The sequence below is a fragment of the Bradyrhizobium sp. CB82 genome (genome assembly GCF_029714405.1).
In the GTDB taxonomy this organism is placed as follows: Bacteria; Pseudomonadota; Alphaproteobacteria; order Rhizobiales; family Xanthobacteraceae; genus Bradyrhizobium.
In genome coordinates this window covers 154573-180440 of record NZ_CP121650.1, presented here as the reverse complement: position 1 = coordinate 180440, position 25868 = coordinate 154573, and the positions used below count along the sequence as shown (strand labels likewise).

Here is a 25868-nt window from a genome sequence, read left to right as displayed (position 1 = left end):
TGGTTACGGGTCCCGGATCGGCGCTCACTTCGTGCGCTTGTCCGGGATGACGGCGGGGGCAATGTCCGCAGCGCGGGTGCCCTGTGCGCGGTAGTCTTTGGCAAAATCCCTGGCGCCTGTTGCTCGCCATCAACGCCGCCGTGATCGCCGGCGTCTTCCTGCACAAGATCCTGCTGCCGCCTTACGTTCCCTACATCCACCTTCTCGTCGACTATCATTTCGGCTTCATCAAGCGCGCGCTGATCGGCGCCATCGTTGCGCTGTTCACGGCGAAGGTGCCGGTGTGGCTGGTGTTCGCGCTCGGCGGCGTGACATGGCTGGTGACGCTGGGGCTGTTCGTAATGCTGTTCCGCAGGGTGTTTGGTCTCAACGAGAAGACCCTCCCGCTGTTCGTGTTCATCGCGGGCTCGCCCTTCTTCCTGAAGAACTTCATGCATACGCTCGGCCATTTCGACATCTATGGCTGTGCGCTCGCGATCGTGCTGCTGCTGCTCCCGGCGCGCTCGGTCCTCTATGTTGCGATCGCCGCCCTGTTCTCGATCGTGCTGATCCTGATCCACCACATCCATCTGTTGATGTATGTGCCGACGATCATCATGGTCGTCGTCGTCAGGCATTATCTCGGGCACGGCATCAATCGCGTGAACGTCGCGTTCGGGCTCGCGGCTCTGCTCGTCGTCAGCGCGCTGTTCTTCGCCGCGCAATTCCTGGGAACGATGCCGATACCGGAGGCTGATTTCGTCGCCTATCTGAAGAGCCGCATGGCCGATCCCGCCCGCACCGAGCTGCTGCAATTCAGCTACATCTGGTACCAGCCGCTGGCGAAGGAGCTTGCGGACACCTGGGGCCGCATGCCCCACAACGTTCTCGGCGTGCCCGTCTTTGCGCTGCTGATCTGGCTGCACATGCCGTTATGGCGTTATTTTACGCGCCTGATCCGCGCGCTCGCCGATGAGACTCACCGGCGTCTCGTCATCGCAGGCCTCCTCGGCGTCAGCCTCGCCTATGTCGTGATGTTCGCGATGGTATTCGACTATTCGCGCTGGATCTCGAACTGGGCGGTCTGCATGTTCCTGATCCTGCATGCAGTGAAGATGCTGCCGGCCAAGCAGGAGACAGCGCTGATCCCAGAAGAGGATCAGAGGACAAATATCTTCGGATTGATCATCACTTTGATCCCGCGAGTCGGAATTGTGCGGCCGTTTTAGAGTTCTGCAAGAGCAGATTACTTGTGGCCACACCGGAGGTGCGCTCCCTCTCCCGCTTGCGGGGGAGGCCTGGGGCAGGGGTGTCTCCGCATTGGGACTCCCCGTGTTGAGAGAGCAACCACCCGGCGCTTCACGCCGACCTCCCCCGCAAGCGGGAGAGGTTGCAGCGAGTCCGCGGCTAAGACCTCGCGCGCCTGATCCGCACGTAAAGCGCGCCCGCCCCGCCATGGCCGATATGGGCTTCCTCGAAGCCGACGACGAAGGCGCGGAATTCCGGCAGGCTCAGCCACTCCGGCACCTGGCGGCGGAGCACGCCGCTTTCGCCGCCGGCTTTTCCCTTGCCGGTGATGACGAGCACGAAGGTGAGGCCATCATGATGGGCGCGCTGGAGGAAGCCTGAGAGCGCGCGATGGGCGCGCATCTGGGTCATGCCATGCAGATCAAGCCGCGCCTCGATCTCGCTGCGGCCGCGTGACAGCTTTGCGCGCTCGCGCCTGCCGAGCGGCGCCAAAGGCGGGACGGCGGGCTTCATCACGCGAGGAGCCGGCGCAGGGACGATCGGCCTTGACGGCGCTGGATGCCTCGCCGCGGGCCCAGCCGGCAAGACTTCGGCGCGCGCCGCCGCCTCCGCCTTCGTCACGCGACGTTTTCGGAGCGGCTTGACCTGCTTTGCAACCATCTCCCACAGCGCGCGCTCGTCCTCGCTGAGCGCTCGGCGGCGGGGGAGGGCGGCGGGTCCAGAACGGGCGGGCGGGACGATCGCTTCATTGCGGGCTGGTACGACGGCGCACGTGCTTGCGTTGCTCGCGAACAGGTTTGATGATGGGGCGCGGCTCCGGCAGCGGCACGGGATTGGCCACCACAACGGTCGCGTCCCTGGCTTGTGACACCGTGGAAGCCGCAGCGCCAGCCTTTGCAGCGTCCGAAGATTTGGCTGCCTGCCCCGCCCCGGCGTTCTGACCGGACACCGGCGCCGTTTGCGGAAACAGCTTTGCGATCTTCGCCGAGGGCCGCGGATCGGGCAGGGGCAGCCTCGTACCGCGCGCGACGGGATCGAGGCTCTTGGGCACCAGCATCACGAAATGCATGTTGTGGCGCAGCCGGCCCGAGACGCGGCCGGCTTCCTGGCCGGCTCCGAAATAGAGATCGGCGCGCGCGGGGCCGATGATCGCCGAGCCCGTGTCCTGCGCGATCATCAGGCGATGGAACGGCGTCCTGGATTTCTCGGAGTCGATCGGCAGCTCGCCCTCGATGAAGAACGGCGTGCCATAGACATGCAGCGATTTGTCGACCGCAATCGAGCGGCCCGCCGTCAGCGGAATGCCCTGCGCGCCGACCGCCTCGTCCTTGTCGGACAGGTTGACCTGGCGGAAGAAGATGTAGGAGCGGTTCTGGCGGCGGAGCTCCTTGGCGCCATCAGGGTTCTGCGTCATCCACTCCCTGATCTTCTGCATGGACATGTCCTGCTTGGGGATGATGCCGCGCTCGATCAGGATCCGCCCGACCGCCGTATAGGGATAGCCGTTATAGGCGTCGTAGTTGAGGCGGATGGTCGAGCCGTCGTCGAATTTGATCCGCGCCGAACCCTGGATCTGCGCGAACAGCAGGTCCGTCGGATCCTTGAGCCAGCAGATCTCGAGGCCACGGCCGGCGATCGCACCATCCTCGATCTCGCCGCGGTCGTAATAGGGCACCAGCTTGCGGCGACCGATCTTGCGGTACACCGGGCCGTTGTTGGGCAGGCTCGGCGCATCCTGCTTGAAGCCGCGGACGAAGAGATTGGAGGGACGGCGATAGACCGGAACGTTGTAGACGTCGGTCTGGACGCGCGAGCCGTCGAGCACCGGCTCGTAATAGCCGGTGACAAAGCCGTCGGCCTCGCCGAGCCGCGAGATGCGCAGCGGCGAAAAATGCCGTTCGAAAAACGCCTTGGCCTTGCTCGCGTCGGAAAGGTCGAGCGATTTGGCGATCCGGCACGGCTCCTTCAGCGAACCGCCGATGGCCTTGGGCTCGATCACCTGCGGCTGTGGCGCCGCAATCGATTTGCAGCTCGCGCGAAACGCCCTGTAGGCCGCAAGATGATCGTCATCGCTCCAGCCGGCCACATCGGACCAGGCGAGCGGCAGATATTGCGCGCCGGGAATCTCGAGCGGCAACGCGAGCTGGGGGTAGGGCAAGGCCCGCGGTGGTGGGGCGGCGATTTCGGAAGCAATGCGGCTGTGATGATGACGGCGCGCCGCTTCAGCGCCCAGCGAAAACGACGATAGCGCGACGGCACCTGCGCACAGCGCCGTCGCGCAATTTGTCAGGGCCGCCTTAATGCGCGCTTCCGGTGCCAACCAGCTTCCAGTTCGGATCGCGAGAGGTGGTATCGCGGGCGAAGGTCCAGATGTCGGTGATATCGGCGACCTTGTCGGCATTGCCGTCGACGATGTTGCCGGCCTTGTCGCGGGTCACCGAGATCATCTGCGAGACGAAGCGGACGGTGAGCTGCGCGGTGCGGTCGCGCATCTCGGCGCCGACCAGCTCGGCCTTGTCGATCGAGACGAAGCGCGTCTCGGTCTTCTGCTCGTTCTTCTCGCGCTCCTTGATCGCGGCGTCGAAGCTCTCGAACACTTCCGAGGACAAGAGGTCGCGCAGCGACCGGCGATCGCCATTGGCAAAGGCGAGCACGATCATCTCATAGGCGCTGCGGGCGCCGGACAGGAAGTGGCGCGGATCGAAGGAGGCGTCCTTCTCGACGATCGCGTCCAGCCCCTGGGCCAGTGCGGTGCCGGGTTCAGTCAGACCTTTCCAGCGGTCGGCAGGCTGCGTGACATCAGCGGTCGGCGCCAGCGGAGCCTGATCGATCACCTTGCCCGGCATGGTCACGATGTTCTTGTCCTGGGCACCCTGGAGCGCATTACGGGCGGTGCGGTCGAACGGCGGCCGCTCGTTGCCGGTCCGCTGCCCCAGCACGCTGCGCAGGCGCAGGAAAATGAAGACCGCCAGCGCTAGGAAGATGATGGTGTAGATGTCCACGTCGTGTTCGCTCTCTGGTCTCTGCCAAGGTCTCTGCCAAGGGTCTTCGCCGGGAAAATCAGTCCGGCCAATCAACCGTTCCATACATGAACGGCAAGGCGACATCAGGTCCGCTTCAGATCCAAGCGATGTAGGCACGAAATCTTGCCCGGCCAATGGCGCCTTTTGGCACAGCGCGAAGTGTAGCGCGTTTTATCCTTAAGGGGAAATCGGATCCTGGCCGGAAATCGCGCATCTTCAATCGTTTAAGATGTGCTTCGCCCCCGCGAGGACGGGTAAAGGGCCACCCTTTTCGACCCTGCCAGGAGTCCGGATCCGGGGCCGTTCGTCCTTGTGGAACGAGGCGGGCCTATGTTAGCCAACCGGCCGCGATATCAGGCCCATTCGGGTAAGGAGACATTTTCATGACCAACGGAAACGGCACCCCCGAGGCAGGCCAGGCTCCGCAGCTCAACGTCCTGGCGCAATATACCAAGGATCTGTCGTTCGAGAATCCAAACGCGCCGGCCTCGCTTCAGCCGCAGGGCCAGCAGCCCCAGATCAACATCCAGATCAACGTCAACGCCAACAACCTCTCGGAACACGAATACGAGGTCGTGCTGTCGGTCGAGGGCAAGGCCGAGACCGCAGGCAAGGTGATGTTCTCCTTCGAGCTCGCCTATGCCGGTGTGTTCCGCATCGTCAACGTGCCGCTGGAAAATCTGCACCCGCTGGTCATGATCGAATGCCCGCGGCTCTTGTTCCCGTTCGCCCGCGAGATCATCGCCACCGCCGTGCGTGACGGCGGGTTCCCGCCGCTGATGCTGGATCCGGTCGATTTCGTCGGTCTCTACCGGCAGAACATGGAGCGGCAGATGGCCGCCCAGGGTCAGGTCAAGCCGAGCTAAGCTGAACTCGGTGGGAGGCGATCCTCGGTCTTCACCTCTCCCCAGCGGGAGAGGTTGGATTGCGAAGCAATCTGGCTGAAGGACCGCTGCGCTCAGTGAGACCGTTACCCTCACCCGGATCGCATCTTTCGATGCGCTCCGACATCTCCCTATGGGAGAGGTGAATCGCGGCTGGCAGCGACCGAAACTCACCGTCCTCTAATCTAAGTCAAGTTGAGCTTACGGCTGGCTGGGCGAGATACTCGTTCCAGATCGCCTTTTCGCCTATCGTTGCAATGAAGGCTCGATGGGCCTCGCGCTCGGCTTCGCTGACGCGCGGGGCCAGCGGCGCCGGCCGCTGCCGCCGCGGCGCGTCCCCGCTCGTCCCGATACGAATTTCCTCGGACTCCGACGCCAGGATGAGCTGCGACTGCCGGGCGCCGATCAAATCGACATAGACTTCCGCGAGCAACTCGGCGTCGAGCAGCGCGCCGTGCTTGGTGCGGTGGGAATTGTCGATCGCATAGCGCGAGCAGAGATCGTCCAGCCGGTTCGACACGCCGGGATGCTTGCGCCGCGCCAGCAAAAGCGTGTCGACCAGCCGCTCGCGCGGGATCGCTGCGCGCTTGATACGGTCGAGCTCGGCATTGATGAAGCTGATGTCGAACGAGGCGTTGTGGATCACCAGCGGCGCATCGCCGATGAACTCCAGGAACTCGTCGACGACCTCATCGAACAGCGGCTTGGTCGACAGAAATTCGGCCGAAAGGCCATGGACCGCGAAGGCCTCGGCCGGCATGTCGCGCTGCGGATTGATGTAGCGGTGGAAGGTTTGCCCCGTGGGCATGCGGTTGAATATCTCGACACAGCCGACCTCGACCAGGCGGTCGCCGCGCAGGGGATCAAGGCCGGTGGTTTCAGTGTCGAGAACGATTTCGCGCATATTCTTCAGGAGCCGGTCAGATAAGCGAATCAGCTTCGCCGCTGCGGCATCTTAACGACCTCGGCCAGGATGTGCTTGATCTGTGCGCGCACGGGATCGAGCCCGTGCGAGGTATCCACCACGAAATCGGCCCGCTTGCGCTTCTCGGCATCGGGCGTCTGCTTGGCGATGATGGCGTCGAGCTTTTCGGCGTCCATGGTGCCGCGCGCCAGCACGCGCTCGCGCTGAAGTTCCGGCGAGGTCGTGACTACGACGACCGCATCGACGCGCTTCTCTCCGCCGGTCTCGAGCAGCAACGGGATATCCAGAACGACGACGGGCGCCTTCCTGGCCTCGGCGTCTGCGAAGAACTTCTGGCGCGAGGCGCCGAGCATGGGATGGACGATCTGCTCGAGCTGCTTCATCGCCGCGGCATCGCCCACCACACGCGCCGACAGCTTTGCACGATCGACCTTGCCGTTCGCGGTGGTGCCGGGAAAGGCAGCTTCGATCGCAGGAGCGGCCTCGCCCTCATAGAGTTGATGAACGGCGGCATCGGCGTCGTAGACGGGGACATCAGCCTCCGCGAACAGTTTTGCGGTGGTGGACTTGCCCATCCCGATCGAGCCGGTCAGTCCGAGGATCAGCATCAGGTCGCAGCCATTTGTCGGTTCATACCGCAACTAGACGCTCGTGCCGCAGAAACGCAAGCAGCGGCAACAGCGGCAGGCCGAGGATCGTGAAATGATCGCCCTCGATTTTCTCGAAAAGATGAATTCCGAGGTTTTCGAGCTGATAGCCGCCGACGCTGGTGGTCACGGCCTCGCCGGCGGCATCGACATAGGCAGAGAGCTCAGCCTCGGTCATTTGTCGCATGGTCATGCGGGCCACCGAAACATCCTCGAACAGAACGGCGCCGTCACGCGCCACCGCAACCGCGGAGTGCAGCGCATGCGTGCGGCCGGCGAGATCGCGCAGTTGCGCCATCGCCTGCGTCCGGCCGGACGGTTTTGTGAACAGCTGCTCGCCGAGCGCCAAGGTCTGGTCGGCGCCGATGACATGACGGCCAGGATGTTGAACCGATACCGCTTTCGCCTTTTCGCGGGCCAACAGCAGGGCGATCTCGCGCGGGCTTTGAAGTCGCGATGCCGCCTGCACGCCGCGCTCGTCGATATCGGCCGGGATCGCCTCGAACTCGAGCCCGGCATTCGCCAACAGCATTTTTCGCGCCTGGCTTTGCGACGCCAGGATCAACGGAGCTTTGCCACGCCAGAGGGACATGGAGGGCCTAGTCCGAGGGACGGTTGCGTTGCCGGTCGGTATAGAGCTTCATGATCGCAGCCGCCGTTTCCTCGATCGAGCGGCGCGTCACCTCGAGCAAAGGCCAATTGTGCTTGGCGCTGAGCTTGCGGGCGAACGCGACCTCGTCGGCGACAGCCTGCTTGTCGATATAGGTGTCGCTGCTGGTATCGGCGCCCATGGTCAAGAGGCGGTTCTGGCGGACCTGGATCAGACGCTCCGGCGTCGCGTGCAGGCTCACCACCAATGGCCGCGTCAAGGTCTCCAATTGCGAAGGCACCGGAATGCCCGGCACCAGCGGCACGTTGGCGGTGCGGATGCCGCGATTGGCGAGATAGATCGAGGTCGGCGTCTTCGACGTCCGCGACACCCCGACCAGGACGACGTCAGCCTCTTCCAGGCCATCGACGTGCTGACCGTCGTCATGCATCATCGTGTAGTTGAGGGCGTCGATGCGCTTGAAATATTCCGCATTGAGCACGTGCTGAGCGCCGACGCGACCCGTCGTTGCCGCGCCGAGATAGGCCTCGAACAGCTGCATCACCGGGCCGATGATCGACAGGCTCGGAACGTTGATCTCCTTGCACTTGTCCTCGAGCCGGGCGACCAGATCCTTCTCCAGCAGCGTGAACAGCACGATTCCCGGCGCCTCCTCGATCTCGTCGAGCACGCGATCGAGCTGCTTCTGGCTGCGCACCAGCGGATAGACATGCTCGACCGGCGTGACGTTGGCGTATTGCGCGGCAACCGCGCGCGCCACGGTGATCAGGGTCTCGCCGGTGGAGTCGGAAACCAGATGAAGATGGAAATAATTGTTGGAGGTCGGCACGAAAACTCTTCGCTTGAGGGCCTGGGATGAGCGCTGGGTGATTTGTGAATTTCTGTGGAGCTTAACCCCTCGGAAAGGGTTGTGCGACATCACCGGCGGGATAACCGCCAAGTTTCTTCACATCGCTGTTCGGAAGGACAAGTCCCGGGACCAGGCGAGGGGAAGCGGGACAGCACCAGGCAAGCCTTTTCATAAGCTGCCGATAATATCTCACAAGCCTTTGAATATGGACGGATTATCCGCGTTCGCCGGATCCGCGCCGGAGATGTTGATGGATGTGTACAAGCATCCGCAAAGCGCCTGACAGCGTTGCGTGAGTCCAATCCACCGTCATGAAGACTCAAACCTTAAGAATCTAAGATTCTAGATTTGAGAAGGGCGCTACGGACGGATATGTGTGCGCGGAAGAACTTAACGAGTTCTTACTATCCCCAGCGACGGTGAGGCTGGGCGCAAATTCGGACGTTGCAAATGCTCGACGAGCTCTACCCTTGGATCAAGGCGCTGCATGTGATCGCCGTCATCTCCTGGATGGCGGGCATGCTCTACCTGCCGCGGTTGTTCGTTTATCACTGCGAAGCCGAGATCGGCTCGAAGCAGTCGGAAACCTTCAAGGTGATGGAGCGCCGGCTTCTCAAGGCGATCATCAACCCCGCGATGACCGTGACCTGGGTCCTCGGGCTCTATCTCGCGTGGTCGGGCCATTGGTTCGCCTCGCCCTGGTTGCACGTAAAACTGGCACTGGTGCTGGCGATGTCCGCGGTCCACGGCTTTTTTTCCCGCTGGGTCAAGGATTTCGCTGCCGACAAGCGACCCCGGAGCCAGAAATTCTATCGTATTATCAATGAGGTGCCGACGGTCCTGATGATCTTCATCGTGATCATGGTGATCGTGAAGCCGTTCTAGGCAAAGTTCGAACCTCGCCGCTCAGCGCTTCGGCTTGCGAAGGGCGAAGCGATTTTCTATATTGAGGCTATCCCCACCCAACGCAGGCGGATGTGGTTGTGTCCGAGCTTCTTCGAAAGCCGGGCGCCGCATCAGGTTTGAAGCCCCACCGGCACTCACCTTGCTAGACCTGCGGACCTTACCTGCTCGCGTCCGCATTTTCGAAGCCTCCTCGCACCCCCTTCCAAGGTTACCCCACAGGACCACCCCAATGCGGGAAATCAAACTCCAAGACCTCAAGTCCAAAACCCCGGCCGAGCTCGTCTCGTTCGCGGAAGAGAATGGGGTCGAGAATGCCAGCACCATGCGCAAGCAGGAGCTGTTGTTCGCCATCCTCAAGCAGCTTTCGCTCGCTGAGACCGACATCGTCGGCGAGGGCGTCGTCGAGGTGCTCTCCGACGGTTTCGGCTTCCTGCGCTCGCCGGACGCCAATTATCTGCCGGGCCCGGACGACATCTACGTCTCGCCGTCGCAGATCCGCCGCTTCGGCCTGCGTACCGGCGACACCATCGAGGGCCATATCCGCAGCCCGAAAGAGGGCGAGCGCTATTTCGCGCTGCTCAAAGTCAACACGCTGAATTTCGAGGACCCGGAAAAGGCCAAGCACAAGGTCAATTTCGACAACCTCACGCCGCTGTTTCCCAACCAGCGTTTCCGCATGGAGATCGACGATCCGACGCGCAAGGATCTCTCTGCGCGCGTGATCGATATCGTCGCGCCGATCGGCAAGGGCCAGCGCGCTCTGATCGTGGCGCCGCCGCGCACGGGTAAGACCGTGCTGATGCAGAACATCGCTCACTCCATCACCGCCAATCACCCTGACTGCTATCTGATCGTGCTCTTGATCGACGAGCGCCCGGAAGAAGTCACGGACATGCAACGCTCGGTGAAGGGCGAGGTGGTGTCCTCGACCTTCGACGAGCCGGCCGTTCGTCACGTCCAGGTCGCCGAGATGGTGATCGAGAAGGCAAAACGCCTGGTCGAGCACGGCCGCGACGTCGTGATCCTGCTCGATTCGATCACGCGCCTCGGCCGCGCCTACAACACCGTGGTTCCGTCATCCGGCAAGGTGCTGACCGGCGGTGTCGACGCCAACGCCTTGCAGCGGCCGAAGCGGTTCTTCGGTGCCGCGCGCAACATCGAGGAGGGCGGCTCGCTGACCATCATCGCGACCGCGCTGGTCGATACCGGCAGCCGCATGGACGAAGTCATCTTCGAAGAGTTCAAGGGCACCGGTAACTCGGAGCTGATCCTCGACCGCAAGGTTTCGGACAAGCGCACCTTCCCGGCGATCGACATCTCGCGCTCCGGCACGCGCAAGGAGGAGCTCATCACCGATCCGCAGGTGCTCAAGAAGATGTACGTGCTCCGCCGCATCCTGAATCCGATGGGCACGATGGATGCGATCGACTTCCTGCTCGACAAGCTGCGCTCGACCAAGAGCAACGCCGAGTTCTTCGATTCGATGAACACCTGAGCTAACTTGCAGCAATCTTGCGGAGGGCGCCCTTTTGCGTCCATGCTGCGGCTTTGCTGCAGCATGGTGCAGCAAAGTGGGAAGCGCGCTCAGTGCGATGCGATATTGCGGTGCAATATGGAGCATCTGCTGCGCGAGAACCGCCCCGGCGGGCGCGAAGAGACTCCGAACGCGAAGAGACTCCGTAAACGAGATTTGCGTTTTGGTGGGCGCGCGGACAAATAGGCCATGCATCCCCGCGACCAGACCATCTTTGCACTATCCTCAGGCCGGCCGCCAAGCGCGATCGCGATCGTTCGCGTCTCGGGCACAGAGACCAGCCAGGTTCTGATGCGACTGGCGGGAGAGTTGCCGAAGCCGCGGCTTGCCCACCGGGTGCTGCTGCGGGACGCGACCGGCCAGGGGATCGACGATGCCGTGGTGCTCTGGTTTCCGGGGCCCGGGAGCGCGACCGGCGAGGACGTCGCCGAATTCCACGTCCATGGCGGGCGGGCGGTACTTGCGGCGCTGTTTACAGCTATTTCCGTTATTCCGAATTTGCGAGCCGCCGATCCCGGCGAGTTCACCCGCCGCGCTTTCGAGAACGGCAAGCTCGATCTCACCGAGGCCGAGGGTCTCGACGATCTCATCCACGCCGACACTGACCGGCAGCGGCGTCAGGCGTTGCGCCAGCTGCAAGGCTTGTTGGGCGATCGCGCGCGCGACTGGCGCGAGCGCATCATCGAGGCGTCCGCGCTGATCGAGGCTGGCATCGACTTCTCGGACGAAGGCGACGTATCGGCGGAATTGCTCGCGCCGGCGCGCACGAAGATCAAAACCCTGCAGGACGAGATCGCAGCAGTGCTTGCAGGAGAGGGTAAAGCCGAACGTCTGCGCGACGGCCTTGTCGTCGCGATCGCCGGTCCGCCGAACGTCGGCAAGTCGACGCTGATCAATCAGCTGGCGCGGCGCGAGGTTGCGATCGTCTCGCCGCATGCCGGCACCACGCGCGACGTGATCGAGGTGCAGCTCGATCTCGACGGCTATCCCGTGACCGTCATCGACACCGCCGGCATTCGCGAGACGGATGATCCGGTAGAGCAGGAAGGCGTGCGCCGAGCGCGGGCGAGGGCCAAGGATGCCGATCTCGTGTTGTGGTTGGCCGATGCAGATCGCACCGAGGAAGGCCGGCCGGCCGGGACCACGCCGGTCTGGACCGTGCGCAACAAGATCGACCTTGGCCAAGAAAACCTGAGGGAGATCTCGAGCGTGACCTTGAGGCCGGAAGCGAACACGGCTATGGGGCCTGACCCGCGCACCAGGATGTTTGCGATCTCGGCGCGCCGCGGCGACGGACTGCCCGAGCTGATCACGGCGCTGGTGGAGTTCGCCGCCGATTTCTTCGGGACCAGTGAGGGCGCGCTGGTCACCCGCGCCCGGCAGCGCGATCTGTTGAGCCGCGCGGCGGGTTCGCTGGAGCGGAGCCTCGATCTCCTCGGTGAAGGCGAAGAGCTCGCCGCAGAGGAACTTCGCGCCGCCGCCTACGCGCTCGGCCGGCTCTTGGGCCGGGTCGATGTGGAGGACGTCCTCGGGGCGATCTTCCAGAAATTCTGTATCGGAAAGTAGTGGTAGTTCTTCATTGTAGAACTAGTGCTTGTTCCAGTTCTTCGCGGTGTTTCACGTGAAACGCTCGAGGACTGGCGGGCACGCGCTCCCTCTTGCGGTGCCGTTGCAGATGGCAGCGTGTCGCGTAACTCGGCCTCATGGTTCGAGACGTGCCGCAACCGCCGCTCCTTACCATGAGGATCTAAGATTTCTCCGCGAAACATAGTCCTCATCCCGAGGAGCCCGCCGAAGGCGGGCATCTCGAAGGATGGCCGCAACGAGGCCTCCCACCACGTTCTGTTTCAGATGCGATAGGTCTGCCGTTGCGGGGAGGACCAAGGTTGGAGGCTTCCACAATCGTCGCTCTCAAGAGGAGAGAACCCTCGCTCGCATGGAGCAACAGCAGTCCTTTGCATGGGGTTGTTTTGCGAAAATGATTTGGGCCTCGGCGTACTCCTGTTTCACGTGAAACAATCGTCTCGCCCAGTTTCTACTTCCGGCTTCTTCCACCCTGAGTTAGAAGTTCGCCCATGCGGACAGAGCGAGAGAGTTTTGACGTCATCGTCATTGGCGGCGGCCATGCCGGCTGTGAGGCCGCGGCTGCTTCTGCCCGGATGGGTGCGACGACCGCGCTAGTGACGCACCGTTTCGCGACCATCGGCGCGATGTCCTGCAATCCCGCCATCGGCGGGCTGGGCAAGGGCCATCTGGTCCGCGAAGTCGACGCGCTGGACGGTCTGATGGGCCGGGTGGCTGATGCCGGCGGCATCCAGTTCCGCATGCTCAATCGCCGCAAGGGTCCGGCCGTCCGCGGCCCACGGACCCAGGCCGACCGCAAGCTCTATGCGGCCGCGATGCAGGCCGCGATCCAAGAGACTGATGGTCTCAGCGTGATCGAAGGCGAGGCGGACGAGCTGATTGTCTTCGACGGTCGCGTGACCGGGCTCCGTCTGGCCGATGGCCGGACGATCCGGGCAGGGGCTGTCGTGATCACCACCGGTACCTTTTTGCGCGGCCTGATCCATCTCGGAGAGAAGAACTGGCCTGCCGGCCGGGTCGGCGAGGCTCCGGCAATGGGTCTGTCGAAGTCTTTTGAGCAGGCCGGCTTCACGCTGGGCCGGCTCAAGACCGGTACACCGCCGCGTCTCGATGGCACGACAATCGACTGGTCGGCGGTGGAGATGCAGCCCGGCGATGATCCGCCGGAGCCGTTCTCGGTCATGACGGAGCGGATCACGACGCCGCAGATCCAGTGCGGCATCACCCGGACCACGGCCGCCACTCATGAGGTGATCCGGGCCAATGTGCACCGCTCGCCGATGTATTCCGGCCAGATCAAGAGCACCGGCCCCCGTTATTGCCCGTCGATCGAGGACAAGATCGTCCGCTTCGGCGATCGGGACGGCCACCAGATCTTTTTGGAGCCTGAAGGGCTCGACGATACAACCGTCTATCCCAACGGCATCTCGACTTCGCTGCCTGAGGAAGTTCAGCTCGCGATCCTCGCCAGCATCCCGGGCCTTGAGCGGGTCAGGATGGTCCGGCCGGGCTACGCCATCGAATACGACCATGTCGATCCCCGCGAGCTCGATCCGACCCTTCAGACCAGGCGGGTGCAGGGGCTGTTCCTGGCCGGGCAGATCAATGGCACCACGGGATATGAGGAAGCCGCTGCACAGGGCATCGTCGCCGGCCTGAACGCGGCACTCGCCGCCAGCGGGTCAGCGTTGACGGTATTCGACCGCGCGGACGGCTATCTCGGGGTGATGATCGACGATCTCGTCACCCGCGGCATCTCCGAGCCCTATCGGATGTTCACCTCACGCGCCGAGTACCGGCTGACCCTGCGGGCCGACAATGCCGACCAGCGTCTGACCGCGAAGGGCATTGCACTGGGATGCGTCGGCAACGCCCGGACGGCGCACCATCTCGCCAAGATGGCAGCTCTCCAGGCCGCCAAGACGCTGTCAAAGTCGCTGACGCTGACGCCGAACGAAGCGGCAAAACATGGGCTGTCCCTGAATCGCGATGGCCAGCGCCGGTCGGCCTTTGAGCTATTGGCCTATCCGGACGTCGGCTGGAGCCAGGTTCGTGCCATCTGGCCGGAGCTGTCGGCCATTGACCCCGTAATCGCGACCCACCTCGAGATCGACGCCAAGTACGACGTCTATCTTGAGCGCCAGAGCGCCGACGTCGAAGCCTTCCGGCGGGACGAGGGACTTGTCCTGGCCGATGTCGACTACCAGCTCGTGCCGGGGCTCTCCAACGAGGTGCGGACCAAGCTGGAGAAGGCGCGGCCTTTCACGGTCGGCCAAGCCGGCCGGATCGACGGCATGACGCCAGCCGCGCTGGGCATTCTCGCCGTCTACTTGCGCCGCGAGGCACGCCGGAAGATCTCCAAGGCGACTGCATAGAGTACGGCGATGTTGTCCACTGCGAGCCAGGAAGGCAGTGTGCTCCCTCTCCCGCTTGCGGGAGAGGGCCGGGGTGGGGGTGCTTGCGCAGTCGATATCCCCAGCGTGGAGAGAGCCCTCACCCGGCGCTTCGCGCCGACCTCTCCCGCGAGCGGGAGAGGTGAAACGAGTCTTCGGCTCGGTCGAGCCGCGCGGCGGTTATCTTCCTGCAGGCGTTTCACGTGAAACAGCGCGGACCGGCCAGGGGCAAATCCTCATCACGGCAACCTGACGCGGGCGAGGGGGACCGGAAGCACGCGTCATCGCAAGGTGCGGGGGCGCTGGACGTGGCGCTGGCGGCGGACAAAGCCGTAGCACTCAAGCTCGCTCCCGTTTCACGTGAAACGGAGGCGCGTCTCGATCGCTACGTTGCGCTGTTATTGGACTGGCAGGCCAAGACCAATCTGGTCGCGCCCTCGACGCTACCCCATCTCTGGACCCGGCACATCGCCGATTCGCTCCAGCTCGTTTCGCTGGCACCGTCCGCCAAGCGCTGGGCGGATCTCGGCAGTGGCGGCGGTTTCCCGGGCGTGGTGCTGGCCTGCGCGATGGCGGAGACGCCGGGTGCCAGCGTCCACCTTGTCGAGCGGATCGCCAAGAAAGCGGCCTTCCTGCGCGAGGCGATTCGTGTTGCTGGTGCGCCAGGGGTCGTACATCTCGCCGAGATCGGGGATAATGTGGATAGAATCACCGGCCCGGTCGATTGCGTCACCGCCCGCGCGCTGGCTCCGCTACATCAACTCATCGGCTTGGCAGAGCCCTTGGTGCGCAGCGGTGCAAAAGCGTTGTTTCTCAAGGGTCAAGATGTAGAGGCTGAATTGACCGAAGCCGCTAAATATTGGACTATTCAGCCTCAACTCCATCAAAGCCGCACGGGAGATGGCTGGATTGTCGAGCTGAACGAGATCAAGCGGCGCGGGTGAGGCGCCAACATCGGTAGAGGGTCATGACGGGGTCGCGGGGGGAAATTGGCTATGACCGTGATTGACGAACCGCAACAAGAACAGACCGACGCGGTGCCACCGGGGCATCCGCGGATCCTGGCGCTCGCGAATCAGAAGGGCGGCGTGGGAAAGACAACCACGGCGATCAATCTCGGAACCGCACTCGCGGCGATTGGTGAACGTGTCCTGGTCGTCGATCTCGATCCCCAGGGCAATGCCTCGACCGGTCTGGGCATCGATCGCCGCAACCGCTCCTGCTCGACCTACGACGTGCTGGTCGGCGAGGCGAGCTTGCGCGAAGCGGTGGTCGCAACCGCGGTGCCTCGGCTGCACATTGCGCCCTCGACCATGGACCTCTCCGGCCTCGAGCTCGAGCTCGGCCACACGCCCGGCCGCGCATTCAAGCTGCGTGACGCAATCAGCTCGCTCAACAACAACGTCTCGCCGGATGCCGATTACACCTACGTGCTGATCGACTGCCCGCCCTCGCTCAACCTGCTCACGGTGAATGCGATGGCGGCCTCCGATGCGATTCTGGTGCCGCTGCAATGCGAGTTCTTCGCGCTCGAAGGTCTGTCGCAATTGCTGCAGACGGTCGAGCAGGTGCGCTCGACGCTCAATCCCAATCTGTCGATCCACGGCATCGTGCTGACCATGTTCGACTCGCGCAACAACCTCTCGAACCAGGTCGTCGCCGACGTCCGCCAGTTCATGGGCGAGAAAGTCTACAAAACGATGATCCCGCGCAACGTGCGCATCTCGGAGGCGCCGTCCTACGGCAAGCCGGTGCTGGTCTACGATCTCAAATGCGTCGGCAGCGAAGCGTACTTGCGGCTCGCCACCGAAGTGATCCAGCGCGAGCGCGAGCTGCGCACCACACATTGACGACGCCGGCCCGTAGGGTGGGTTAGCCGAAGGCGTAACCCACCAAGCCTGCCGCCTCGAACAAAGCAATGGTGGGTTACGCTTCGCTAACCCACCCTACAATTCGAAATTCAGTTCTGGAGTGCTGCCACGTGAATCCAAGGGAGCTGGCGATGGCCGATGAAGCGCGTTCGCGACTGGGCCGGGGTCTTGCGAGTCTGATCGGTGACGTCGGCGGCGAGGCCGCGCATGTCGAGCGGCCGCGCGCGCATCGCAAGGTGCCGATCGAATTCCTCAAGCCCAATCCGCGCAACCCGCGCCGCGCTTTTTCGGAAGTAGAGCTCAAGGAGCTGAGCGACTCCATCAAGCAGCACGGCGTGATCCAGCCGATCGTGGTGCGTCCGGTGAAGGGCACGCAGGACCGCTACGAGATCATCGCCGGCGAGCGGCGCTGGCGTGCCTCGCAGCTCGCAGGCCTGCACGAGGTGCCGATCGTCCCGGTCGACATCAGCGACAGCGATGCGCTGGAATTCGCGATCATCGAGAACGTGCAGCGCGAAGACCTCAACCCGATGGAGGAGGCGCAGGGCTACCACGCGCTCGCAGGCGAGTTCAAACGCAGCCAGGACGACATCGCAAAAGTCGTCGGCAAGAGCCGCAGCCACGTCGCCAACATGATGCGGCTGACGAAGCTGCCGGCCGAGGTGCAGGCCTTCATCGCCACCGGACAGTTGACGGCCGGCCACGCCCGCGCGCTGATCGGCGTGCCCGATCCGCTCGCCGCTGCCAAGCGCATCGTCGCGGAAGGTCTCAATGTGCGCCAGGCCGAAGCGCTCGCGCACGAGGAGGGCGTGCCGGAGCGCAAGCCGCAAAAGGCGCGCGCCGGGGCCAAGGAGAAGGACCCCGATACGATCGATCTCGAGAAGCGCGTCAGCGACGCGCTCGGGCTCAAGGTCACCGTCAACCATCGCGATCCCGGCGGCTCCGTGCAGATCAACTACCGCAACCTCGAGCAGCTCGACGAGGTGATGCGACGCCTGGCGAAGGGCGTCGTCTAAAGCGGGATGGGGTTAAGTTGAATCGATTTGGGATTCCCAAATCAGCTTGTTTCTGATTCATCATGCTGGCTGGACGGAGGCCAGCATGGATGGGCAAGCCGTATTCTCTGGATCTTCGCAAGCGTGTCGTGGCTGCGATCGAGGGCGGGATGTCCCGCAATCAGGCGGCCAAACAGTTTGGAGTAGCGATCAGCACGGCTATCGGCTGGATGCAGCGGGTCGAGCAGACCGGCAGCGTTGAACCCGGCCAGATGGGCGGTCACAAGCCGAAGGCTGTTTCGGGAGACCACGCCGTCTGGCTGTCGCAGCGGATCAAGGACGGCGATTTCACCATACGTGGTCTCGTTACCGAGCTTGCCGGTCGCGGTCTGAAGGTCGACTACCACTCGGTCTGGGACTTCGTACATGCCGAGAAGCTCAGCTTCAAAAAAAAGCGTGGCGGCTGGCGAACGGGATCGACCCGAGGTGGCGCGGCGACGAGCCCAGTGGGCAAAGTATCAAAATCGCGTCGAAGCTGAGCGCCTGGTCTTCATCGACGAGACCTGGACCAGGACCGATATGGCACCCTTGCGGGGATGGGCGCCGCGCGGGTGTAGACTTCACGCCAAGGTTCCCCACGGCCGCTGGAAGACTATGACCTTCCTGGCGGCCCTGCGCCACGACCGGATCGATGCTCCATGGTTCATCGAGGGGCCGATCGACGGCGTGAGCTTTCGCGCCTATGTCGAGAAGGTTCTTCTGCCCGTCCTTCGACCCGGCGATATCGTCATCTTGGACAACCTCGGCAGCCACAGGAGCAAAGCAGTTCGCCAGCTCATCCGTTCGGTCGGGGCCAAGCTCTTCTTCCTGCCAAAATACTCGCCCGACCTGAACCCGATCGAGCAGGTCTTTGCCAAGCTCAAGCACCTGCTTCGCAAAGCTGCCGCGCGAACTGTCGACGCAGTCTGCACCGCAATCGGCAACGCACTCGATGCCTTTACCTCAGAGGAATGCGCCAACTACCTCAAAAATTCAGGCTATCGAACTTAATGCCATCACGCTTTAACTAACTCCGAAATCGCCATTCCGGGGCGCGCGAAGCGCGAACCCGGACTCTCGTGCCGCAACTACATTCTATCACCCTCACCCTGAAGGAGCCGCGAAGCGGCGTCTCGAAGGGCCGAGGGCTACCAGCCGGGCCTTCATCCTTCGAGACGCTTGCTGCGCAAGCTCCTCACGATGAGGGGTTTGACGATTCCATGCGTCGTCATTGCGAGCGAAGCGAAGCAATCCAGAATCTTTCCGCGGAAAGACTCTGGATTGTTTCGTCGCTTTGCTCCTCGCAATGACGAAGGGAGAGGGCGGTGTCAGCCCCGCCGCTTCGCGTTCGCAGCGATCGCCATCAGCGTGCGCTGCGCGATCGCGGCGGCGAGGGCCGGCTGCTTGCGGGTGTCGAGCGCTGCGGTTGCGAGTTGCTCGATGACGCCGGCGAGCCGCGCCACGCTGAAATTGCGCAGCGCCGTTTCGACCGCAGGCTTCCGTGAAAAATGCAGCCGCGGAAAGCCACCATCCAGCACCGCGGAAGCGGGCGCGCCGTCGGCGATGGCGAGCGCGGATTTGTGGAGCCACGCGGCCTGGCGCTGCGCGGCCGAGATGATCACGCCGGGATAGGTGCCGGCGATCATGGCTTTCGCGAACTCGCTTTCGACGATATCCGGCCTGCCGGCGAAGGCACCGTCGACGATCGGATCGAGCTTCAGCTCGGACGCGTCAGCGACGACCGCCATCACGTCGTCAAGCGTGATCTCGCCCTTGCCATGGGCGTAGAGCGTCAGCTTGCGCAGCTCGTTGCGCGAGGCCTGGCGATCGCCGCCGAGGAACGACGTCAGCGCGGCGCGCGCGTCCTGCGCGATGCGCAGGTTCGCGATGCGAAGCTCGTCTTCCATCAGCTTGGCGAGATCGCGTTCGGTGTCGGGATAGCAGCCGATCGCGACCGCCGTCTTGGCGCGTTCGCAGGCCTTGCGCAGCGGCGATTCCGGTCGCAACTCGCCGGCCTCGATCACGATGCGGCAGTCCTTCACGTTCATCTCGGCCAGCGTATCGACGCCGCTGGCAAAGCTGCGCGAGCCGGCACGTACGCGGATGGCCCGGCGGCCGCCGAACAGCGGCACGGTCATGGCTTCGTCGACGAGGCGTGAAGGCTCCGCGGAGAGCTCGTCGCCGTCGAGCTTGACGAGAGAGAAGGGGTCGTTGGGATCGTCGACGGCCGACGCAATCAGCGCGTCGGCGCGCTCGCGCACGAGCCCGGCGTCGGGACCGTAGAGCAGGATGATGGGACGGCCCGAATCGGGACGGGCGAGGAAGGCGTCGATCTCTTTTCCGCGCAGCGCGACCAAGAACGTCAGGTGCCGGCGGTGAAGAACGCGGCGAGCCGGGTCGAGATGTTCTCGGCGACCTCGTTGGCGGCACGATCTTCCGCATCGCGAACGGCGCGCTGACGGGAGAAGCGCTGGTAGGAGCCCGGGATGTCGTAGGATACGCGCGAGAATGTGGTGCCGGTCATCACCGACTTGTTGGTCGCGTTGTCGATCAGATTATACTGAACGTCGATGCCGTAATTCTCGCTGGTCGGCAGGCCGGTCGCGGCGCTGACAATGAGCGAGGAGCGGCTGGTCGAGAACCGCAGCTCCAGGCGGTGGGTTGGCGGCGCGCCAGTGGCGGTACCATAAAGCTTGAAGGCGAGGGCGTTGCGGATCTCCACGCCGACCCGGGCCTCGCGCGAGGCGTTGGGCTTTTCGACGGGGGGGATTTCCACCCCCATCAGCTTGTCCCGCAAGCCCGGAGTGCCGTCGGTATGCTCGGCATACATCGGCTGGAAGCAGCCGGCCGTCATTGCCGCGAGGGCGGCAACCACCAGCAGGCGGGCTGCGATGCGGATCCTAGCCGACAACATTCACGATCCTCTTGGGGACGATGATCACCTTGCGGACGGGTTTGCCGTCCAAGGCCAGTTTTACCGCATCGAGCGCCAAAACGGCAGCCTCGATTTCCGGATTCTGGGCCGCTGTTGCAACAGTGACCTCGCCCCGCTTCCTGCCATTGACTTGGACCACCAGGGTCACGGTGTCTTCAACCAGCAAATCGCGTTCGATTTGCGGCCATTGGGCCTCCGAAACGAACCCGGTCTGGCCCTGCACCTGCCAGCATTCCTCGGCCAGATGCGGCATCATCGGAGAAAAGAGCTGGACCAGGATGGTCCCGGCCTCCCGGATCGCCCAGCCGAGATCGGCGGAAGGCTGATCGGAGCGCTGGAGCACCTCCGACAGGCTATTGGCGAATTCGCGGATATGGGCGAGGCAGACGTTGAAGTGCAGCCGCTCGATGCCCGTGGTGACCTTGTCCAGCGCGCCATGGGCGGCCTTGCGAAGGGCGAGCGCATCGGCGCCAAAGTCCGCCGGCCGGGCCGCCGGCGCGCCCCTCGAGGCTTCGGCGGATTCGTTCACCAGCCGCCACAAACGCTGGACGAAACGCGAGGCGCCCTGGACGCGCTCATCGCTCCAGATCACGTCGCGGTCGGGCGGTGAGTCCGACAGCATGAACCAGCGCGCGACGTCGGCGCCGTAGGTCTCGATGATGTCGTCGGGGTCGACGGTGTTCTTCTTCGACTTCGACATCTTCTCGATCGCGCCGATCTGGATGTCCTCGCCGGTTGTGAGCAGCGTGGCGCGGCGGCCATTGCCGCCGGTCTCGATCTTCACCTCGGCCGGCTGCACATAGCTGCCGTCGGCCTTCTGGTAGGTCTCGTGCACCACCATGCCCTGTGTGAACATGCCGGCGAACGGCTCGTCCAGCGCGATGTGCCTGGTCGCCTTCATCGCGCGGGTGAAGAAGCGGCTGTAGAGCAGGTGCAGGATCGCGTGCTCGACACCGCCGATATACTGGTCGACCGGCAGCATCCGGTTGGCGACCGCGGGAGTCGTCGGCGATGCCTCGTTCCAGGGATCGGTGAAGCGCGCAAAGTACCAGGACGAATCCACGAAGGTGTCCATGGTGTCGGTTTCGCGTTGGGCCTTGCCGCCGCATTTCGGGCAGGTGACGTGCTTCCAGGTCGGATGATGGTCGAGCGCGTTGCCCGGCCTGTCGAAGGTCGCGTCGTCAGGCAGCTTCACCGGCAGGTCTGAATCCGGCACCGGCACGACGTCGCATTTCGGGCAGTGGATCACCGGGATCGGGCAGCCCCAATAGCGCTGCCGCGAAATGCCCCAGTCGCGCAGGCGGAAATTCACCTGACGCTCGCCGACCGGCGCATTGCCGCGCATCTCGTTTTCCAGGCGCTTTGCGATCTCTTCCTTTGCCGCGTCGATGGTCATGCCGTCGAGGAAGCGCGAATTGATCATGCGGCCGTCACCGTCGTAGGCGGTGTCGGTGATGACGAAGGATTTCGGATCCTGGCCCTCGGGGCACACCACCGGCGTGTTGCCGAGGTTGTACTTGTTGACGAAGTCGAGGTCGCGCTGGTCGTGCGCGGGGCAGCCGAAGATCGCGCCGGTGCCGTATTCCATCAGCACGAAGTTCGCGACATAGACCGGCAGCTTCCAGGAAGGATCGAACGGATGGATCGCGCGGATGCCGGTGTCAAAGCCCTGCTTCTCGGCGGTGTCGATGATCTCCTGCGCGGTGCCGATCTTCTTGATCTCGGCGATGAACTCCGAAAGGTCAGGGTTCTTGGCAGCCGCCGCGATCGCCAGCGGATGATCGGCCGAGATAGCCATGAATTTTGCGCCGAACAGCGTATCGGCGCGCGTCGTGAAGATCTTCAGCTCGCTCTCGCCGGCGGGCGTCGTCGCCTGATCCAGCGCGAAGCGGATCAACAGGCCCTCCGAGCGGCCGATCCAGTTGCGCTGCATCAGCCGCACTTTGTCGGGCCAGCGGTCCAGCGTATCCAGCGCGCTCAGGAGTTCCTGCGAGTACTTCGTGATCTTGAAGACCCACTGGTTCATTTCCCGTTGTTCAACAACGGCACCCGAACGCCAGCCGCGGCCGTCGATCACCTGCTCGTTGGCGAGCACGGTCATGTCGACGGGATCCCAGTTCACCTTGCGCTTCTCGCGCTCGGCGAGGCCTGCCTGCAGGAAGTCCAAAAACATCTTCTGCTGGTGCTTGTAGTAGGAGGGATCGCAGGTCGCGATCTCGCGGCTCCAGTCCAGCGACAGCCCGATCGAGCGGAGCTGCTTCTTCATCGCGGCGATGTTGTCGTAGGTCCACGCCTTCGGCGCGACCTTGCGCTCGATCGCGGCGTTCTCCGCCGGCAGGCCGAAGGCGTCCCAGCCCATCGGGTGCAGCACGTTGAAACCCTTGGCGCGCATGAAGCGGGCCAGCACGTCGCCGAGCGTATAGTTCCGGACATGGCCGATATGGATGCGCCCGGACGGGTAGGGGAACATCTCGAGCACATAGTATTTCGGCCGCGAATCGTCGTTCTTCGAGACGAAGATCGCCTTTTCGTCCCAGGCGGCTTGCCAGCGCGGTTCGGAATCGCGGGCGTTATAGCGTTCGGAGGTCATGGAATCGTTGGGTTTTCTTAGGTTCGGCCGTCGTAAAGACGGCGGACTAGGCCACAAAAACCGCTGTGGGGTCAACGTCTAAGGCCTTCAAAACACCCCTGGCAGGGCTGTTTCAGCCTGCCATTGCCATTTCGCCGGCACCTTCGCTTTCCTGCACCAAACCGTGCTCGATGACGGTATTGCGGCCGCGATGCTTGGCGGCGTAGAGCGCGGCATCGGCCGCTTCGATCAGATCGCCCGGACGCAAGGCCTCGTTGGGCTGTGCCGCGGCAACGCCGATCGAGACGGTGACGATCATGTGGCTCGAGGTGATGTGCGGCAGGCACAGCCTCAGCACTGCAGCGCGCACGGTCTCGCCGATCTCGACGGCGTGCGTGAGGTCGGTATTCGGCAGCAACAGGCAGAATTCCTCGCCGCCATAGCGCGCGGCAAAGCCCATGGTGTCGGCAGCGATCCCCGACAGCGTCTCGCCGATCCTCGTCAGGCAGGAGTCGCCCTCGAGATGGCCATAGGTGTCGTTGAAGAGCTTGAAATGGTCGACGTCGATCATCAGCAGCGACAGGTTGCTGTCATATTGCTGCGCGCGCATCCACTCGAAATCGAGGCGGCTCTGGAAGCCGCGGCGGTTGGCAAGGCCCGACAGCATGTCGATCGAGGCCATCACGGTCAGCCGGTCGTTGCTTGCGATCAGCTCGCGCTCGCGCTGGCCGAGCTGCGCGGCCATCGCATTGAAGGCGCGGGCGAGCGGCACGAACTCGGCGGGCAGGCGGTTGCGCGCGGCGCGCGCCGAGAGGTCGCCCTCGCCGAAACGCTTGGCCATGTCGGCAAGCATCTCGATCGGCCTGATCACGAGTTTTTCGGCTGCGATCAGCGCGCCGAGCAGGACGAACACGACGACGAAGGCGAGTTGCAGATAGGCGGTGCGGATGTCGCGGCTGACCGCGGCGGACACCTTGTCCTCGTCGATGCTGGCGATCAGGCGCGCATTGGTGCCGGCGATGCGGATGTAGCTCACCGCCCGACGGGAGCCGTCGACCGCGATGAAGGACAGCGATCCCTCGTCCTGATCCGAGCGCAGCGCCATGTCGGCGATTGCCGACATCAGCGGTAGATTGTCGAGCGGGCGTCCGACCGCGCTGTGCTGATCGGCGGGCGCGGCCAACACCGTGCCGGTGCTGTCGACCAGCACCGCCGAAATGCCGGAGCGTCCGCCCAGATTGTTCATGATCTTCGACATCCAGTCGAGATTCACGGCTGCGAGGACGACGGCGTCGGAGGTGCCCGAGAGCGCGGAGACCGGATAGACCGCCATCACGCTCGGCGTCTGCGAGGGTCTTGACAGCAGGAAATCGGAGAGGACGAAGCGGCCGGTCTCCTGCGCCTGCTGGAAATAGGGCCGGTCACTCAAGTCGAGGCCGACATACATGTTGTTGGTCGAGCACTGGATGCGTCCGTCCTGGCCGGCGATCAGCAGCGTGCGGATCCAGGGCAGGCTGGTCGGCAGGCTCGCGCGCAGCACATCGCAGCTCTTGCTGACGCCGCCGGCGGAGGCGCGGATGAACGCCTCGGACTTCAGAATGGTCTCGACCGAGGAAATCACCTCGCGCTGCGCGTCGGCGCTATGTCTCGCGATGGCGGTGAACTCGGTTGTCGCCTGCGCAATCTGCTTGACGCGCGCGTCCTCGAGCGAACGAATGCGCTCCAGCATCAAGGGCGCCACCAGTATCACCGCGAGCAACGCAAGCCGGGCCCGGATTCCGAGAACCTGCTTGAGTTTCGCGCGTTTGCGGTTGAGACTGACGTTGGCCATTTGTGCTACCCACCCCGCGCGCAACATAGTTCGAAGGGTTCAAGAAGCCTTAGTTGAACTCGGTAAAATTGGAACTACCTCCGTAGAGACACGGGCCTCGAGCGACGTCATGACAGAAGCCAACGCCTCGCCGCTAACCGGGCATTCACCAAATGCGCTCGCCATCGTGGAGCAGGAGATTACGCGTGCCTGCAAGGACGCGGAGCGCGACCGCGCTGCGGTGACGCTGATCGCAGTGTCGAAGACGTTCGCTGCGGATGCAATTACACCGGTCATCGCGGCCGGGCAGCGCGTATTCGGCGAGAATCGCGTGCAGGAAGCCAAAGCGAAGTGGCCGGCGTTAATTTCGAGTTACTCCGGTATCGCACTGCATCTCATCGGACCATTGCAGTCGAACAAGGCGAAAGAGGCGGTCGCGCTGTTCGACGCCATTCATTCGGTCGACCGTCCGAGCATTTGCCAAGCGTTAGCCAAGGAAATAGAATCCCAGAACAGGCACCCGCAGCTCTTCGTTCAGATCAACACCGGCGAGGAGCCGCAGAAGGCCGGCGTTGCGCCCGGCGACGCCGATGCCTTCATCGCGAGCTGCCGCGACACCTATGGCCTCAACATTTCCGGCCTGATGTGCATCCCGCCGGCGAACGAGCCGCCCGCCGCGCATTTCGCCCTCACCGCCAAGATCGCCGCGCGCAACGGATTGAAAAATCTCTCGATGGGCATGAGCGCGGATTTCGCCACCGCCATCATGCTCGGCGCCACGCATATACGCGTGGGCTCGGCGATCTTCGGCCATCGCTCACAGCCGTCGCCGAGGTCGTGACGCTCTTGCAGTGACGGCGAACGAACGCCGGTGATGCCTCCTCTTGTCGACGCAACGTGGTTGTGCGAATAGAGTGTCATGATCGACGTGGTGATCCCTTCCATCTGCACCTGGTGGCGCTCCTTCTGAAGGAGCGGCGAGTCGTCATGTCTTTCATTCGACCAATCGCCGCCGTCGTTCGGCATGGTCGTCATTCCCGCACCCTCTGTCGAAGCGCGGCGGCTC

22 protein-coding genes are annotated in these 25868 nt (G+C 63.6%); 11 read left to right on the top strand and 11 right to left on the bottom strand.

Translation table 11 applies throughout. From position 1 onward, the window contains the following. Nucleotides 1–83 precede the first annotated feature (83 nt). Nucleotides 84–1208 carry a hypothetical protein gene (locus QA640_RS00800; protein WP_283038904.1) on the top strand — a complete coding sequence of 375 codons (1125 nt, stop codon included), beginning with the start codon at nt 84–86 and terminating at the stop codon, nt 1206–1208. A 178-nt stretch (nt 1209–1386) separates the two neighbouring features. Here the strand turns inward: QA640_RS00800 and QA640_RS00795 are convergent, their stop codons facing one another. From QA640_RS00795 to QA640_RS00785, 3 genes are read right to left on the bottom strand one after another with little or no spacing between them, the layout of a single operon-like run. Then, a complete protein-coding gene (locus QA640_RS00795; RefSeq protein WP_349253766.1) occupies nt 1387–1968 on the bottom strand; it encodes a Smr/MutS family protein in 582 nt (193 codons plus the stop codon). Between the two features lie 4 nt (nt 1969–1972). Continuing rightward, the gene (locus tag QA640_RS00790; protein WP_283038903.1) at nt 1973–3547 is read right to left on the bottom strand and encodes an MltA domain-containing protein; all 1575 of its coding nucleotides are present in this window, start codon (nt 3545–3547) and stop codon (nt 1973–1975) included. Next, a complete protein-coding gene (locus QA640_RS00785) occupies nt 3525–4229 on the bottom strand; it encodes a Tim44/TimA family putative adaptor protein (RefSeq protein WP_283038902.1) in 705 nt (234 codons plus the stop codon). Before QA640_RS00785 ends, QA640_RS00790 begins: the two co-directional genes overlap by 23 nt. Before the next feature lie 404 nt (nt 4230–4633). Here QA640_RS00785 and secB point away from each other — a divergent pair, with 404 nt between their 5' ends. Next, a complete protein-coding gene (gene secB, locus QA640_RS00780) occupies nt 4634–5116 on the top strand; it encodes a protein-export chaperone SecB (protein WP_283038901.1) in 483 nt (160 codons plus the stop codon). 208 nt (nt 5117–5324) lie between these two features. On the opposite strand, the gene dnaQ is transcribed toward secB, so the two are convergent. From dnaQ to QA640_RS00760, 4 genes are read right to left on the bottom strand one after another with little or no spacing between them, the layout of a single operon-like run. Further along, nucleotides 5325–6047, bottom strand: coding sequence for a DNA polymerase III subunit epsilon (dnaQ, locus tag QA640_RS00775; protein WP_283043079.1), 723 nt, complete (start codon nt 6045–6047; stop codon nt 5325–5327). Between the two features lie 20 nt (nt 6048–6067). Further along, nucleotides 6068–6667, bottom strand: coding sequence for a dephospho-CoA kinase (gene coaE / locus QA640_RS00770; RefSeq protein WP_283043078.1), 600 nt, complete (start codon nt 6665–6667; stop codon nt 6068–6070). 22 nt (nt 6668–6689) lie between these two features. Continuing rightward, nucleotides 6690–7298 (bottom strand): Maf family nucleotide pyrophosphatase, encoded by a 609-nt coding sequence (locus QA640_RS00765; RefSeq protein WP_283038900.1) that lies wholly within the window; start codon nt 7296–7298, stop codon nt 6690–6692. Between the two features lie 7 nt (nt 7299–7305). Then, on the bottom strand, nt 7306–8145 hold the full coding sequence (locus QA640_RS00760; protein WP_283038899.1) for a pyruvate, water dikinase regulatory protein: 840 nt from the start codon (nt 8143–8145) through the stop codon (nt 7306–7308). Between the two features lie 471 nt (nt 8146–8616). Between QA640_RS00760 and hemJ the strand changes: the two genes are divergently transcribed. From hemJ to QA640_RS00720, 8 genes are all read left to right on the top strand, one after another. Then, nucleotides 8617–9051 (top strand): protoporphyrinogen oxidase HemJ, encoded by a 435-nt coding sequence (gene hemJ, locus QA640_RS00755; protein WP_283038898.1) that lies wholly within the window; start codon nt 8617–8619, stop codon nt 9049–9051. 250 nt (nt 9052–9301) lie between these two features. Further along, on the top strand, nt 9302–10567 hold the full coding sequence (rho, locus tag QA640_RS00750) for a transcription termination factor Rho (RefSeq protein ID WP_027525104.1): 1266 nt from the start codon (nt 9302–9304) through the stop codon (nt 10565–10567). 228 nt (nt 10568–10795) lie between these two features. Beyond that, entirely contained in the window at nt 10796–12172 is a 1377-nt protein-coding gene (mnmE, locus tag QA640_RS00745; protein WP_283038897.1) for a tRNA uridine-5-carboxymethylaminomethyl(34) synthesis GTPase MnmE, read from the top strand. Nucleotides 12173–12681: 509 nt separating this feature from the next. After that, the gene (mnmG, locus tag QA640_RS00740) at nt 12682–14565 is read left to right on the top strand and encodes a tRNA uridine-5-carboxymethylaminomethyl(34) synthesis enzyme MnmG (protein ID WP_283038896.1); all 1884 of its coding nucleotides are present in this window, start codon (nt 12682–12684) and stop codon (nt 14563–14565) included. A gap of 320 nt (nt 14566–14885) precedes the next feature. Beyond that, nucleotides 14886–15527, top strand: coding sequence for a 16S rRNA (guanine(527)-N(7))-methyltransferase RsmG (gene rsmG, locus QA640_RS00735; RefSeq protein ID WP_283043077.1), 642 nt, complete (start codon nt 14886–14888; stop codon nt 15525–15527). A 51-nt stretch (nt 15528–15578) separates the two neighbouring features. Beyond that, nucleotides 15579–16433, top strand: a complete 855-nt coding sequence (locus QA640_RS00730; protein ID WP_283038895.1) for a ParA family protein — start codon at nt 15579–15581, stop codon at nt 16431–16433. Between the two features lie 152 nt (nt 16434–16585). Next, nucleotides 16586–17470 (top strand): ParB/RepB/Spo0J family partition protein, encoded by an 885-nt coding sequence (locus QA640_RS00725; RefSeq protein ID WP_283038894.1) that lies wholly within the window; start codon nt 16586–16588, stop codon nt 17468–17470. An 89-nt stretch (nt 17471–17559) separates the two neighbouring features. After that, nucleotides 17560–18499 (top strand): IS630 family transposase gene (locus tag QA640_RS00720; RefSeq protein WP_283038893.1). Its coding sequence is split into 2 segments (ribosomal slippage): nt 17560–17906 and nt 17905–18499, totalling 942 coding nucleotides; the frame shifts between segments, so codons are not numbered across the junction. 317 nt (nt 18500–18816) lie between these two features. On the opposite strand, the gene holA is transcribed toward QA640_RS00720, so the two are convergent. The 4 genes from holA to QA640_RS00700 form a co-directional block, all read right to left on the bottom strand. Beyond that, complete coding sequence (gene holA / locus QA640_RS00715) at nt 18817–19845, bottom strand: DNA polymerase III subunit delta (RefSeq protein WP_283038892.1); 1029 nt, start codon at nt 19843–19845, stop codon at nt 18817–18819. Between the two features lie 5 nt (nt 19846–19850). Beyond that, nucleotides 19851–20402 carry an LPS assembly lipoprotein LptE gene (lptE, locus tag QA640_RS00710; RefSeq protein ID WP_283038891.1) on the bottom strand — a complete coding sequence of 184 codons (552 nt, stop codon included), beginning with the start codon at nt 20400–20402 and terminating at the stop codon, nt 19851–19853. Then, entirely contained in the window at nt 20389–23013 is a 2625-nt protein-coding gene (leuS, locus tag QA640_RS00705; RefSeq protein ID WP_283038890.1) for a leucine--tRNA ligase, read from the bottom strand. The genes lptE and leuS overlap by 14 nt, the downstream gene beginning before the upstream one ends. A 112-nt stretch (nt 23014–23125) precedes the next feature. Beyond that, nucleotides 23126–24823: a diguanylate cyclase gene (locus tag QA640_RS00700; RefSeq protein ID WP_283038889.1), complete on the bottom strand. Its 1698-nt coding sequence runs from the start codon at nt 24821–24823 to the stop codon at nt 23126–23128. 109 nt (nt 24824–24932) lie between these two features. On the opposite strand from QA640_RS00700, the gene QA640_RS00695 reads away from it, so the two are divergent. Continuing rightward, nucleotides 24933–25643, top strand: a complete 711-nt coding sequence (locus tag QA640_RS00695) for a YggS family pyridoxal phosphate-dependent enzyme (protein ID WP_283038888.1) — start codon at nt 24933–24935, stop codon at nt 25641–25643. The last annotated feature ends 225 nt before the right edge of the window (nt 25644–25868 follow it).

What these genes read in the sequence shown, in the direction of transcription:
- lptE (WP_283038891.1), bottom strand. Translation starts at nt 20,402, where the DNA reads ATGTTGTCGGCTAGGATCCGCATCGCAGCCCGCCTGCTGGTGGTTGCC.
- QA640_RS00725 (WP_283038894.1), top strand. Translation starts at nt 16,586, where the DNA reads ATGGCCGATGAAGCGCGTTCGCGACTGGGCCGGGGTCTTGCGAGTCTG.
- QA640_RS00700 (WP_283038889.1), bottom strand. Translation starts at nt 24,823, where the DNA reads ATGGCCAACGTCAGTCTCAACCGCAAACGCGCGAAACTCAAGCAGGTT.
- QA640_RS00730 (WP_283038895.1), top strand. Translation starts at nt 15,579, where the DNA reads ATGACCGTGATTGACGAACCGCAACAAGAACAGACCGACGCGGTGCCA.
- rho (WP_027525104.1), top strand. Translation starts at nt 9,302, where the DNA reads ATGCGGGAAATCAAACTCCAAGACCTCAAGTCCAAAACCCCGGCCGAG.
- mnmE (WP_283038897.1), top strand. Translation starts at nt 10,796, where the DNA reads ATGCATCCCCGCGACCAGACCATCTTTGCACTATCCTCAGGCCGGCCG.
- coaE (WP_283043078.1), bottom strand. Translation starts at nt 6,667, where the DNA reads ATGCTGATCCTCGGACTGACCGGCTCGATCGGGATGGGCAAGTCCACC.
- leuS (WP_283038890.1), bottom strand. Translation starts at nt 23,013, where the DNA reads ATGACCTCCGAACGCTATAACGCCCGCGATTCCGAACCGCGCTGGCAA.
- mnmG (WP_283038896.1), top strand. Translation starts at nt 12,682, where the DNA reads ATGCGGACAGAGCGAGAGAGTTTTGACGTCATCGTCATTGGCGGCGGC.
- secB (WP_283038901.1), top strand. Translation starts at nt 4,634, where the DNA reads ATGACCAACGGAAACGGCACCCCCGAGGCAGGCCAGGCTCCGCAGCTC.
- QA640_RS00695 (WP_283038888.1), top strand. Translation starts at nt 24,933, where the DNA reads ATGACAGAAGCCAACGCCTCGCCGCTAACCGGGCATTCACCAAATGCG.
- QA640_RS00765 (WP_283038900.1), bottom strand. Translation starts at nt 7,298, where the DNA reads ATGTCCCTCTGGCGTGGCAAAGCTCCGTTGATCCTGGCGTCGCAAAGC.
- hemJ (WP_283038898.1), top strand. Translation starts at nt 8,617, where the DNA reads ATGCTCGACGAGCTCTACCCTTGGATCAAGGCGCTGCATGTGATCGCC.